Raw genomic sequence first — 12,785 nt, 5'->3', positions numbered from 1 at the left:
CCGACGGACGCCGATCCGCGGCGGATGGCGGTGACCCGGTGAAGATCGGCATCCTGTCGTACCACTTTCCGCCCGAGCCGGCGTTCATCCCCGGCAGCCTCGCCGAGGAGTTGGCCGCACGCGGGCACGAGGTTCGGGTGCTCACCGGATTCCCGGACTACCCCGGCGGCCACGTCTATCCCGGCTGGCGGCAGCGCTGGCACCACCAGACGCACAGTGAGCGGCTGACTGTCCGGCGGGTGCCGCGGTACTCCGGCCGCCCCGGGGCCGCCGGCGTCCGGATGGCCAGCTACCTGTCCTTCGCCGGCAGCGCGACGCTGGCTGCGCGCCGGTACCTGGGCGACGTGGACGCGCTCTACGTCTTCCAACTGCCGGCCACCACGTTCGCCGCCGCCGGCGTGCTCCGGCTGCTCCGGCGGGTGCCAGCGGTGCTGCACGTGCAGGATGTCTGGGCGCGCGACGGCGCTGACGAGGCGGGCGACGGGCGCTGGGCGGCGCGGATGAGTACCGCGATGACCCGGATCTACCGGTCCGCCGCACGGGTTGCCGTCGCCGCGCCGTCGATGCGGGACCTGGTGGTCGCCGCTGGCGCTGACCCGGCCCGCGTCCGGCTGGTACTGAACTGGACCGACGAGCGGATCTTCCACCCGGCGACGCCGGGCGCGGCGGCCCGCCAGTTGGTTCGCCGCGACGGCCGGTGCGTGGTGATGCACGCCGGCACCATCGGTGCCCGGCAGGGGCTGGACACGGCGGTACGGGCCGCCGCGGCGCTGGACCGGACGATGGAACTGGTCCTGGTCGGCTCGGGCGCGGAGGAGCGGCGGGTGCGGGGGCTCGCCGCCGAGTTGGGCGCGGAGAACGTCCGCTTCATGGAGCGGCGGTCCCCGGTCGACATGCCCGAGCTGTATGCCGCCGCCGACTACCAGCTGGTCATGCTGCGCGACCTGCCAGAGCTGCGCGGCATGGTGCCCGGCAAGTTGCAGGCCGCGCTCTCCTGCGCCGCACCGGTGGTGGCCTCGGCCGGCGGGGACACCGCCGAGTTGGTCGAGCGGGCCCGGGCCGGGCTGTCCTGCCCGCCGGAGGACTGGGCCGCGCTGGCCGACCGGTTCTGGTTGGCCGCCACCATCCCCCCGCCGGCGCGCGCCGAGATGGGGCGCCGGGGTCGGGAGGCGTACCTGCGGGAGATGTCGTTGCCAGCCGGGGTGGACCGGATCGAGCGGCTGCTGCACGAGGCAGCGGGTCGGGTCCCTGAGCCCGTCGCCGATCCGCGAGGCAACCTCGCGTAACGGACAATAAATGCCATAACGGTACGAGCTTCGCTGACGTGTGCTAAGAACGTCAGGGGATATCGGACCTTCTGTCCGGTTCCGGGAACGGAGTGTGGTATGACGGAGGAGAGCGAACGACCGCGCCGGCGGCGAAGCCGGTCACGGCGCCGCCGGCGAGCCCGACTGCGCCGCGCCCTCCTTGGCGCCCTGGTGGTCGGCTCGCTGCTGCTGGCGACCGGCGGGTGGATCGGCTTCCGCGGCTGGCAGGCGCGAGCCCACCTGCTCAACGCCGCCGGCCTGGCCCGGGAGTTGAGCGCCCAGGTGGTCGGCGGGGACACCGATCGTGCCCTGCGGACCCTCGCCGCCCTCCAGGAGCAGTCCGGCGCGGCCCGGGCCGCAACCGCTGACCCGGGCTGGCGGCTCGCTCGGCGTACCCCGATCGCCGGCGATGACGTTGACGCCGTCCGGCGGATCGCCGTGGCCATCGACGAGCTGGCCCGACAGACGTTCCCGACGCTGCTGCGGACGGACCTGACCAGCCTGGTGCCCACCGGGGGTCGGCTGGACCTGGCCCGACTCACCGCAGTCTCCGGCGAGCTGTCCCAGGTGGACGACGCGGTGCAGCGCACCCGCAGTGACCTGGCCGCGGTGCCCGCCGACCGGCTGGTCAACCAGATCCGGCAGGCGCTGACCGACCTGCGTGGCGAGATCGACCGACTGGCCAGTCTCACCTCGGCCGCCGACCAGGGCGCCCGGCTGCTGCCGCCGTTGCTCGGCGCGAACGGCCCGCGGCGGTACCTGCTGGTCTCGCAGAACCCGGCCGAGCTCCGCGCCACCGGCGGCATGTTCGGGGCGTACGCGATGATCGAGGCCGACAAGGGCCAGGTCCGGATGGGCAAGCAGGGCAGCAGCGCTTCCCTGGGCCAGTTCAACCCGCCCCTGAAGCTGCCCGCCGAGACCCGGGCCCTCTGGACCGACCTGCCCGGCATCTATCCCGCCGATGTCAATCTGACCCCGCACTTCCCGACCGCCGCTACGCTGTACCGGGAGATGTTCCGCCGCAAGACCGGCACCACGGTCGACGGTGTGCTCGCCGTCGACCCGGTGGTGCTGTCCTACCTGCTCAAGGCGACCGGCCCGGTGCTGGTGCCCGGTGGCGTCCCGCTGGCCAGCGAGAAGGTCGTGCAGACCCTGCTCAACGAGACCTACCAGCGATTGGACGTCCGGCAGCAGGACGCGTTCTTCGCGGCGTCCTCTGCCGCGGTGTTTGATGCCTCCTTTAAGGAGAATGTCAACCCAAAGGTGTTGTTGTCCGCATTCGACCGTGCTATCACGGAACGCCGGATGTTGTTCTGGAGTGCCCGACCGGAGGAACAACGGACAATCGGCGACAGCCGGATGGCCGGGACGCTTCCGGAACAGGACACCGTGCCGACGGTCGGCGTGTTCCTCAACGACGGCAGCGGCGCGAAGCTCGGCTACTACCTGCGGCCGACGGCGAACCTGACGGTGGGCGAATGCCAGCCCGACGGCCGCCGCGAGCTCCGGCTGCGGGTGACTCTGCGTTCGACGGCGCCGAAGTCCGGACTCAGTGAGTCGGTCCTCGGCCTCGGCATGGCGGGGGACCCGTATACCATGCGCACGCTGGTGTCGATCTTCAGCCCAGCGGGCGGGAGTGTGCTCGACGCTCGGCTCGACGGCACGGAGATCGCAATGGGCAGCGGTACCGAACGGCGCCGCCAGGTCGCCACGGCCAACGTCGAGGCGAGCCCCGGCGCCGAACGAACGTTGGAGGTCACCCTGTTGACCGCCAAGACCGGCGTCGGACAGGCCGAGCTGTGGCTGACCCCCACCGCCAGCCCGTGGACCACCCAAGTTCATTCCGCATCAAGCTGTGACCAGTAGTAGGGAACCAATCATGCGGCAATCCCGCATCATCATGGCGCTCACGGTCGGCTTGGCCGTGGTGGCCGTGCCGACCGCGGCGCGGGCGGCGTAGCCGCAGCCGCAGCCGCAGCCGACGACGACGGACACGCCTCAGCCGCCGCCGTACGTGCCCGCGCCCCCGTCGCTGACCGTCAACCGGCCGACGATCTTCCTGGGCCAGACGGTCGTGCTGACCGGCACCGGCTTCGGTCGGAACGAGACCGTCGAAATCCTCGTGTCGGTCACGCCGCTGGCCGCCCCGGCAGCCGGCCAGGCGCCGGCCCGCCGCAGCGACGGCAGCACCGTGGCCATGGCCCCGGTGGCGTCCCAGGCGAGCGCGCCGCTGAACTTCACGGCGTACACCAATGGCCAGGGCCGGTTCACCAAGAGCTACAAGCCGTCGGTGACGGGTCTGCTGACCGTCACCGCCACCGGCCGGGAGTCCGACCGGTCCGCCAGCACCGAGCTGCGGGTGCTGCACAAGAAGCAGCCGCTGCCCGTCACGGGTGACAGCATCGGCACGCCCATGAAGCTCGGCGGTGGCCTTATCGGCGCCGGCGCGGTCATGCTGCTGCTGACGCTGGCCTGGCGTCGCCGCCAGCGCTTCGGCGGGGCCGCGCACTGATCGGCACCGTGACCGGGCAGTGCCCGGATCTCACCTCAGGCTGGCGCCCGTCGGAGCACTCCGACGGGGCGCCAGCCCTTCTGCGCCCTGGTGTTCGTGCGCGCGGCGCTCGTTCGACGGCCCCGTGGTGGTCGGTCCGGCCGTACGGCGTCCTGGTCTCCGCGTTCGGTGGGGCAAGCCGACCCTGTCGGTGATCGTTGTCCGTTCCGGGCATGCTGGCCCGCGCTGTGGACGGTCGCTGTCCTGGGCGTGAGACCTGTGAGGCATCAATATGCCTGGTAGGTATCACGCCGCTTGTCGACCCTGGCCCAGCCCGCGCCCTGATCGACTCGGTGTCGACGACGTTGCGGTGTCCTGGCGTCGGGATGCCCCAATGTCGGGGATACCGAGTCGATCCCGCCACCGCCCGGTCTGACGCCGCGACGCCCGGAGGTATGTCCGGTATAGGGATCCGTGGCCTGTGACCGGCTGCACCCGTGCGGTGGAATGGGGGCCGGCCCGGGGTCGTTACATACCCTGACGATCGCAGCACCATCGGCCCGCCGCCCCGACCCAACGGGTTGGAATGCCAGGCCAAGCCCGGTCGTTACAGATCCCCGAACGACCGCACCAGCACCCGCTCGACGGGGTGCCGACGGACGGGCCAACCCGGAATGACCCCGGCCCGGCGGTCGTTACACATGGACCCGGCGCCACGAGCCCCCGCCCGTGGGCCGCCGAAAGACTTGTTGTTGATAGCGCCGGACGAGGTGCTCGCACCCGCATGCCGACCCCCATCGGCCGGGTGTCTACCCCCGTGAAGGAGCTACCCCCATGAACACGATCATGCGTAAGAGCGTGCTGTCCGTTGCTGGTCTGGCCTTCGCCGGTGGCATCTTCGCCGGCCCGATCGCCCACGTCGCCAACCCCGTCGACGGCAAGCCCGTCGCCGTTGCGGTGCAGGCCGACAAGCCCGATGCGAGCAAGCTGATCCCGCACGGTGTTCAGGGCGAGCAGTCGCGCATCGATTTGAACGACGAGCAGACCGCCAATGCCAAGGCGATCATCGCGGCGACGAAGAAGGCTGGTCTGCCGGAGCGGGCGGCGGTCATCTCGATCGCGACGAGTCTGCAGGAGTCGAAGCTGGAGAACCTCGGCCACCTCGGCGACATGAACGATCACGACTCGCTGGGCCTGTTCCAGCAGCGGCCGAGTTCGGGTTGGGGTACGCCGGAGCAGATCACCGATCCTGAGTACTCGACCACCGCGTTCCTGAAGGGATTGAAGCAGGTTGACGGGTGGCAGGACATGCCGCTGACCGACGCCGCGCAGACCGTGCAGGTGTCGGCCTACCCGGACGCCTACGCCCAGTGGGAGAAGCAGGCCGCGGACTTCGTCGGCGAGCACTGGAACAGCTGACCCACCGCACAACCCCGTGACACCGACCTGGCCGGCACCCGGAATCTGGGGTGCCGGCCAGCGGCATGTTCACGCCCCGACGTGTCGTCGCTGGCGGCGTACCCCTGGGGTTGTCAGTTCCTGGTGTGGTTGCGAGTGCGCAAGATGTCGATCAGCGCGGCGATCAGCGCGAGCCCGATGATCCCGGCGGCCAGCGTGAGTGACTGTTCGAAGGCCATGGTCCAGTTGCCTCGGCTGTCGGCCAGCTCGGAGAAGAACATCGAGCCGACGGCGGCGATGCCGGCCGCGGCGCCGATCCGCTGACCGGTCTGGAGCATGCCGGCGCCGCTGCCCGCCTGGTGTACCGGCACCTGGGCGAGGGTGAGCGTCTGGTTGGGGGCGATCACCAGCCCGCTGCCGAGGCCGGCGACGAGCAGCGGGCCGGCGGTGACCCACGGCGCTGGGGCGTCCGGCGCGAGGCGCAGCGCGACCACCGTTCCCGCCAACCCGATCACCACGGCGAGCAGCCCGATGGCGACCAGTGGCCGGCCGAAACGGTTGACGATCCGTCCGCCCAACACGGAGGCCGCGGCTGAGCCCAGGGCGAACGGAGTGATGGCCAGACCGGCGACGAGCGCGCTGTAGCCGAGGCCGTTCTGCAGGAACAGGGTGAAGATGAAGAAGATCGCGGTGAAGCCACCGAAGTAGACCAGCGCGATGAGCGACCCCAGGGTGTACGACTGGAAGTTGAACAGCCGCAGGTCGAACAGCGGTTCGCGGTGCCGCGCGTACCACCGCTCCCAGAGCCCGAAGGCGACCAGCACAGCGAGACCGGCCGGAATGAGTGCCCACTTCCACGGGGTCCGCCACTGCTGCTCCTGTACCAGCGGCAGCAGGATGAGCACCACGCCCACGCCGAGCAGCAGCACGCCGATCGGGTCGAGCCGGCGCCGGTCCGGTTGCCCTTCGGGGCGGCCGGGCAGCAGCCGCCAGCCGAGGATCGCCGCCACGATGCCGACCGGCACGTTGACGAAGAAGACCCACCGCCACCCGTGTTCCTCGCCGCCGATGGCGATGAGCAGTCCGCCGATCAGCGGGCCGACGGCGGTGGAGATACCGATCGTGGCGCCGAGCAGCCCGAACGGGCGGGCCCGTTCCGGCCCCCGGAACAGCTGCTGGATCAGCCCGATCACCTGGGGGTTCACCACGCCGGCGGCGGCGCCCTGGAGCAGTCGGGCGAGGACCAGCCAGGTCGGGGAGGTGGCCAGGCCGGCGAGTGCGCTGGTGACGGTGAACAGCACGATGCCGAAGACGAATGCGTTGCGCCGGCCACGGGCGTCACCGAAGCGGCCGGCCGGCACCAGCGCCAGCCCGAAGGTGAGCGCGTACCCCGACAGGACCCACTGCAGGTCGCTCGGGGAGGCGTGCAGCGCGCGGTCGATGGACGGCACCGCGACGTTGACGATGCTCACGTCGAGCAGCGTCATGAATGCGGCGACCAGCCCGACGCCGACGGCCTGCCAGCGTCGCCGGTTCTCCGCCGCGTCGAGGGGCTGCGGCGTCTGGGCCGCACTCATCGGGCTCCCCGTTGACCGTCGATCATGCATTGCTGACCGCTACCCCGGTCGGCGGGGGACGAATCGTCGCGGGTGGTTCCTCGGGTCACGCCATCTGGCGGGCGCAGAACCGTGGACCGAAGTCGAGGCCCGCCATCGGCGAATCCTCGCGGTGCAGCAGGCCCTTCTCGGTGAGCAGATGCAGCGTGGTCTGCAGCTGCTCATCGGTCAGCCCGGACTCCTCGGCGATCAGGTCCGGGTACGGTACCTGCCCGCGCGCCTCGAGCGCGGTGACCGCCTGGTACACCCGTTGCTCGATCTCCGACAGTTGCACCTGCGGCATGATCTCCTCCTTCGCTCGTCCGCCTCTGCGCAGACGGTTGCGCCGCGTCGGATACCCCCTGCGTGACCGAAGATGCCCACCCGATCGGGCGGTCGGCGCGGTCCTCGAACGGTGCCGTGGCGGGGTCGGCGGGCGGGGGTGCCATAGGCTGCATCCGTGATCGTCTGGGATCTCGTCGTCGTCGGCGCCGGCCCCGCCGGGCTCTCCGCGGCACACACCGCTGCCCGCGCCGGCGTCCGCACCCTGGTTGTCGAGCGGGCCGCGCACCCGCGGTACAAGACCTGCGGCGGTGGCCTGATCGGCACCTCGCTGGCAGCCGTGCGGGACCGGATCGAGGTGCCCGCGCACGACCGGGTGGACCAGGTGACGTTCACCCGCGACGGCCGCCGGGAGTTCACCCGCCGCAACGACAGCCCGGTGGTGACGATGGTGCGCCGCGAGGAGTTCGACGACCGGCTCCGCGCGGCGGCGGTCGCCGCAGGCGCGCAGATGCGTGAGCGGGTCGCGGTCCGCGCCATCGAACAGGATCCAGAGGGGGTACGCCTGCGGCTGGCCGACGGTACGACGCTCGCTGCCCGCGCGGTGATCGGCGCGGACGGCTCCTCGGGCGTGACCGCTCGGCACGTGGGGGTCCAGTACCAGCAGGTGGACCTGGGGTTGGAACTGGAGGTGCCGGTGCCGCCCGCCGAGCAGGAGCGCTGGCGGGGGCGACTGCTGCTGGACTGGGGTGCGATGCCGGGCTCCTATGCGTGGGTCTTTCCCAAGGGCGACCGGTTGACCGTCGGCGTGATCGCTGGCCGGGGCGCGGGGGAGGGGACCCGCGACTACCTGCGGCGGTTCGTCGACCGGTTGGGCCTGACCGACCTGCCAGCGGAGCACGACTCCGGTCACCTGACCCGCTGCCGCAGCGAGGATTCGCCGTTGCGGCACGGCCGGGTGCTGGTTGTGGGGGACGCGGCCGGGCTGCTGGAGCCGTGGAGCCGGGAGGGCATCAGCTACGCGCTGCGCTCCGGCGAGCTGGCCGGCGCGGCGGTCGCTGACGGCGACCTGGCCGGGTACGAGCGGGCGGTGGCCGAGCGCCTGGTGCCGTCGATGCGGGCGGGGTACCGGCTGCTCGACCTGTTCACCCGCCGCCCGGAGATGTTCCACGCCCTGTTGGCGACCCCGCCGGGGTGGCGGATGTTCGTCCAGTTCTGTCAGGGCCGAGCGAGCTTCGACGAGATGCTGGGACGTCGGCCGATCCGGGCGGCGCTCGCGGTGCTGGGTCGGCTGCCCGCCCCTCGCCGGCAGCGCGCTCCGGCCAGCCCGTGACCTGCCGACGCTGACCTGCCGACCTCCCCGCCCTTGCCATTAATCCAGGATCCTAGGATGCCCTACGCGGTGTGACCGCCCGTACCCGAATGGCGCACAGATCGCGCCGACCGGACTGCTGGTGGAAAGCGCTCCGAACGCTGGACAATGACGGGGGAGCAGAGGGGGTGCTGATGGCCGAGCAGCCGTTCACCGATGACGAGTACGCGTTCCTGCGCCACGTACGGTTCGGGGAGCTCCCGCCGGCCGTCCGCCCCGACCAGCGGGTGGAGCTGACCGAGAGCGATTCGCGCAGTGATCAGCCCGACCCGTTCGACGACATGGTCCACTGGAACCTGCGCCACGCTGGCTGAGAACGCGAAACGGGCCGCGAGTGTCACCACCCGCGGCCCGCTGCAATCAGTACCGGTCCGCAAACCGGTACTCCTCGATCAGAAGACCGGCACGCCCGCGCGTACCAGCCGCCAGTTGGGCTGGAAGAAGTCGGCCGGGTCGATCGTCCCCCTGGCCTGCGCCCAGTCGATGAGCAGCTGGCGGATCTCCTGCTGCGCGTTGTAGACCTGGGTCTTCACGATGCCGGGGAAGTTGCCGCCGCCGCTGCGCCGGTAGTTGTTCACCGCCACCACGAACTGCGCGTTGTCCCCGACCGGGGTGTCGGTGCCGGGCAGCACCAGTCGGGTGATCCGCTGGCCCACCGGCTTGGAGATGTCGATGTCGTAGTCCAGGCCGGAGATCACGTCGTAGTTGTAGTCCGGCACCGTCGAGTCGCTGATCTGCTCCAGGTCGACCGGTGCACCCGGCGCGAGGGTGCGGAAGTACTTCGCCGAATACTCCAGGTACGCGCGTACCTCGGCGCCGCTGAGCACGACCGCCTCGAGGGTGTTGTCGAAGACGTACAACCCGGCGACGTCGCGGATCTTCACGTCACCGGCAGGGAAGACCGCCGTGCGGCTGAACGGCGAGGCCTGTGACAGCACCGGGAGGCTGGCGTACGGCGTGCCTGCTAGCGCGGTGGTGACCGTCTCGGCCTGAACGTGGTTGATGAAGTCCAGGATCGGGGTGTCCTTGTACCGCGACTCCACCGTGGACATCCCGACCGTGGCCTGTGCCACGACCTGGTTGACGTACGCCACCGTCTTCTGGTGCTGGCCCCGCACGGCGGCGAGCACCTTCGGGTCCTCCACCACCGTGTTGGTGTTCAGCATGGTGGCGGCCTTCTTGGTGATCGTCCACCGGCCGCGCTCACGCGCGAGGGTGAAGTCCATCCGCGTGAGCCGCTGGCCCCACTTCGACGGCTCGGAGAGCAGCACCTGCGCGCCGGTCCGCTCGTTGGTGACGAACTTCTCCACGACCTCGTTGTGGGCGTGACCGAAGAGGATCGCGTCGATCCCCGGCACCTGCTGGGCGATCAGCGCGGTGGGGTTCTCGTTGGGCAGCTCCGGGCCGTAGCTGGAGGTGCCGCTGTCGCCGCCATGCGCGGAGATCAGCACGATGTCCGCGCCCCGGGCCCGCATGATCGGTACGTACTTCGCCGCGGTGGCGATCATGTCGTCGAACCGCAGCCTGCCCTCGACGTTGCCCTTGTCCCAGATGGCGCTGCCGGGGTTGGTCAGCCCCAGGATGCCGACCCGGAGCGTCGGCGCGGCGAAACCGAGGGAGACCTTCTTGATGACGTACGGCAGGAAGGCCGGCTTGCCGGTCTTCGCGTTGACCGCGTTGGCGGCCAGCGCCGGGAAGCCGAGCTGGCGGATCCACAGGTCCAGCAGCGGCAGGCCGTAGTTGAACTCGTGGTTGCCCAGCGTTACCGCGTCGTAGTCGATGATGTTCATCGCCCGGGCCATCGGGTGCTTCTCCCCGGTGGTCGTGATCGGCTCCTGCTTGGCGTAGTACGTGGCGAGCGGCGTGCCCTGGATGGTGTCGCCGGCGTCCAGCACCAGCGTTGCCTTGCCACGCCGCTCCCGGCGGATCTGGTTGATGAGGGTGGCCAGCTTCGCCACGCCGATGTCGTTCTGCCGGCTGTCGTCGTACTCGGCGTCGCGGTAGTAGTCCCAGTTGTAGACGTTGCCGTGGGTGTCCGACGTGCCCAGGAGGGTGAGGTCCCAGGTACGTGACCGGGCCGGGCCGGCCGCCTGCGCAGGCGCGGCGGCGATCAGCGGGGCGGTCGCCGCCGCGGCCGCGGCGGCGAGCACCTGGCGACGCGACGGGCCGGAGGGAGAGGTCATGACATGCCTTTCCATGGGGGTGGACGCGCCTCATGGGCGCCTCGCGCACCATAACCAGCAGCCGTCACTCCCGCCACGCCAGCCCCGCCGGTTTCCACCCGTCTCGGCAGCCATCGTGGGTAGGCGGGCCGAATCCAGGCCACGGTCGACCCGGCGGCCCGGTCAGCGTGGCCAGGCGGCGAGGCGCTGCCGGACCCGGGCGACGTCGGTGGGGCCCAGGCCGTAGCGCCCGAAACGCGCGTCGGGCAGCCGGTCCAGGTAACGCCCCGCGGCCCGCACGTCCGCCGGATCCAACACGGGGTCGACCTGCCGGGCCAACTCCAGCAGCTCGGTCACGTCGTAGTGCTCCAGGGCCGCCGCCACGTCGATGAAGTCACGAACCTCCCGCCGGTTGACCAGCGCCGCGATCTTGTTGGCCACCAGGTCGCGGACGTCCATCACCGGGCCGAGGTCCATCACCACCGGGCTCTGCTGCCGGTCGAGCCGGGCCAGGCTGAGCCGGATCTGCCGCCCGTCCCGGCTCACCACGAAGTCCTTCATGTCCCGGTCGTACCCGTCGAACAGTTCGCCCAGATCACTGTCCGGGTCGGCGTCAGTGACGATGAACCCGGCTCGCTCCAGCGCCACGCGTACCCCCGCAGAGGCCGCCGCCGCGGCACCTTCCACGTCGGCGAAGAGGTCCACGTCCTCGGTGGGACGGGCGACCAGGCCGTGCGCGGCCCAGGCCACGCCGCCGCCCAGCACGAATCGGTACGGCCCGGCCGCGGCCAGCGCCACCCGGGCAACCTCCCGGTAGAACTCATGCAGGTGCGGGGAGATCACGCCGCCCGCAGGCCGCGGTGCCGGCTCTCCCACGCCTGGCGTACACCCCGGGGCAGGTTGAGCAGCCGCCACACCCGCCGCAGCGTCCGCCCATTGATCAGGACGCGCAGGTCTTCGGCGCGGGTGGTCTCTCGCAGCACGTTCTCGTACATCCAGAGAAGCTGGTCGGGGTCGCCGAGGTCGAAGGTGCGCTCGGCGTTCCACATCAGCCGTACCGGCAGCTCCACCACGCCCCGGGTGGGGCCGTGCAGCTCAGCGAGCGTCCGCGCCACCATGGCAGGGCGACCCGGGCGGGCCAGGAAGGCCACGCCGGTCGCGGTGGGGGAGACGGCCTGCATGGTGTCAGGGTAACGCCCGCTGATGCTGGTGTCGCTCACGCCGTTCCCGCCTTCGTCTCTGTTGACGCTGTTGAGTGCGGTATGGCGCGGTTCGGGCGGGGCGTCCGGGTCGTTGGCCCGCCGTGCCGGTTTCGTAGGTGGGGCGGGGTCCCGTCCGTGTCTGTCCCGGTCGCTGGCCGGCCGCGGTCCCAGCCCGAGCCGTCGTCTCCCGGTCGGTCGCTGTTGTTGGCGTGATACCTGTGAGGCATCAATATGCCTGTGAGGTATCACCGGTGTTGTCGACCCCGGGCCGGTTCGCGAGGTTTCGGGGTGATCGACCCGGTGTCGGCGATGTCGCGGCATCCCGACGCGGTGATGCCCCCACGTCGGTGACCTGGAGTTGACCATGGCAAGCCGGCCGCGTCTGGCGCCGGGGGCGACGGCCGAGCGCATCGAATGTCCGGCGGGGACGGGAGCGGTTGTCGAGCGCGTCGAATGTCGGCTGACGCCGGGAGCGGGTGGGCGGTCCGGGCGTCGAATGTCCGGTATCGGGGGTCTCTGGTGTGTGACTGGCTGCACCCGTCGGCCGGAATGGGGGCCGGCCCGGGGTCGTTACATACCCTGACGATCGCAGTACCACGGCCCGCCGCCCCACCCCCCGAGGTTGGAATGCCAGGCCAAGCCCGGTCGTTACAGATCCCCTGAACGACCGCACCAGGCACCCGCTCGACCCGGTGCCAATGCCGGAATGACCTCGGCCCGCCGGTCGTTGCAGATCCCCTGAACGACCGCCCCCGCGCCCCGCTCCACTGGGTGCCGGCGGATGGGCCAGGCCCGGAATGATGTCGGCCCGGCGGTCGTTACACACAGACCCGGCGCCACGAGCCCCCGCCCGTAGGCCGCCGAAAAGACTTTCCCCCTTGTTGTTGTTAGCGCCGGACGAGGTGCTCGCACCCGGTAACGCCGATCCCCCGGTCGGCTGGGTGTTTACCCCCGTGAAGGAGCTACCCCCATGAAC

At 71.0% G+C, this 12,785-nt stretch carries 11 protein-coding genes; 6 read left to right on the top strand and 5 right to left on the bottom strand.

Annotation, left to right across the window (positions count from 1 at the left end; genetic code table 11):
• Positions 1-38: 38 nt before the first annotated feature.
• From ABZV00_RS27785 to ABZV00_RS27770, 4 genes are all read left to right on the top strand, one after another.
• Positions 39-1,286 carry a glycosyltransferase family 4 protein gene (locus ABZV00_RS27785; RefSeq protein ID WP_355611236.1) on the top strand — a complete coding sequence of 416 codons (1,248 nt, stop codon included), beginning with the start codon at positions 39-41 and terminating at the stop codon, positions 1,284-1,286.
• A gap of 99 nt (positions 1,287-1,385) precedes the next feature.
• Positions 1,386-3,173 carry a DUF4012 domain-containing protein gene (locus ABZV00_RS27780; protein WP_355611233.1) on the top strand — a complete coding sequence of 596 codons (1,788 nt, stop codon included), beginning with the start codon at positions 1,386-1,388 and terminating at the stop codon, positions 3,171-3,173.
• A 148-nt stretch (positions 3,174-3,321) separates the two neighbouring features.
• Positions 3,322-3,819, top strand: a complete 498-nt coding sequence (locus ABZV00_RS27775) for a hypothetical protein (RefSeq protein ID WP_355611230.1) — start codon at positions 3,322-3,324, stop codon at positions 3,817-3,819.
• 813 nt (positions 3,820-4,632) lie between these two features.
• Positions 4,633-5,217 (top strand): hypothetical protein, encoded by a 585-nt coding sequence (locus tag ABZV00_RS27770; protein WP_355611227.1) that lies wholly within the window; start codon positions 4,633-4,635, stop codon positions 5,215-5,217.
• Positions 5,218-5,330: 113 nt separating this feature from the next.
• Here ABZV00_RS27770 and ABZV00_RS27765 read toward each other — a convergent pair whose 3' ends face one another.
• A complete protein-coding gene (locus tag ABZV00_RS27765; RefSeq protein ID WP_355611224.1) occupies positions 5,331-6,803 on the bottom strand; it encodes an MFS transporter in 1,473 nt (490 codons plus the stop codon).
• Positions 6,804-6,858: 55 nt separating this feature from the next.
• Entirely contained in the window at positions 6,859-7,095 is a 237-nt protein-coding gene (locus tag ABZV00_RS27760; RefSeq protein WP_355611221.1) for a hypothetical protein, read from the bottom strand.
• A 156-nt stretch (positions 7,096-7,251) separates the two neighbouring features.
• Between ABZV00_RS27760 and ABZV00_RS27755 the strand changes: the two genes are divergently transcribed.
• On the top strand, positions 7,252-8,406 hold the full coding sequence (locus ABZV00_RS27755) for a geranylgeranyl reductase family protein (protein WP_355611218.1): 1,155 nt from the start codon (positions 7,252-7,254) through the stop codon (positions 8,404-8,406).
• Positions 8,407-8,579: 173 nt separating this feature from the next.
• Positions 8,580-8,759 carry a hypothetical protein gene (locus ABZV00_RS27750; protein ID WP_328416529.1) on the top strand — a complete coding sequence of 60 codons (180 nt, stop codon included), beginning with the start codon at positions 8,580-8,582 and terminating at the stop codon, positions 8,757-8,759.
• A 78-nt stretch (positions 8,760-8,837) separates the two neighbouring features.
• On the opposite strand, the gene ABZV00_RS27745 is transcribed toward ABZV00_RS27750, so the two are convergent.
• The 3 genes from ABZV00_RS27745 to ABZV00_RS27735 all read right to left on the bottom strand — a co-directional run bounded on the left by ABZV00_RS27745 (position 8,838) and on the right by ABZV00_RS27735 (position 11,788).
• Positions 8,838-10,628 (bottom strand): 5'-nucleotidase C-terminal domain-containing protein, encoded by a 1,791-nt coding sequence (locus ABZV00_RS27745; protein WP_355611215.1) that lies wholly within the window; start codon positions 10,626-10,628, stop codon positions 8,838-8,840.
• 162 nt (positions 10,629-10,790) lie between these two features.
• A complete protein-coding gene (locus ABZV00_RS27740) occupies positions 10,791-11,450 on the bottom strand; it encodes a nucleotidyl transferase AbiEii/AbiGii toxin family protein (protein WP_355611213.1) in 660 nt (219 codons plus the stop codon).
• Entirely contained in the window at positions 11,447-11,788 is a 342-nt protein-coding gene (locus ABZV00_RS27735) for a hypothetical protein (protein WP_355611377.1), read from the bottom strand. Before ABZV00_RS27735 ends, ABZV00_RS27740 begins: the two co-directional genes overlap by 4 nt.
• Positions 11,789-12,785 lie beyond the last annotated feature (997 nt).

This window comes from Micromonospora sp. NPDC005173 (genome assembly GCF_040608515.1).
Lineage (GTDB): Bacteria > Actinomycetota > Actinomycetes > Mycobacteriales > Micromonosporaceae > Micromonospora.
This window is presented reverse-complemented; position numbering and strand designations above follow the sequence as displayed.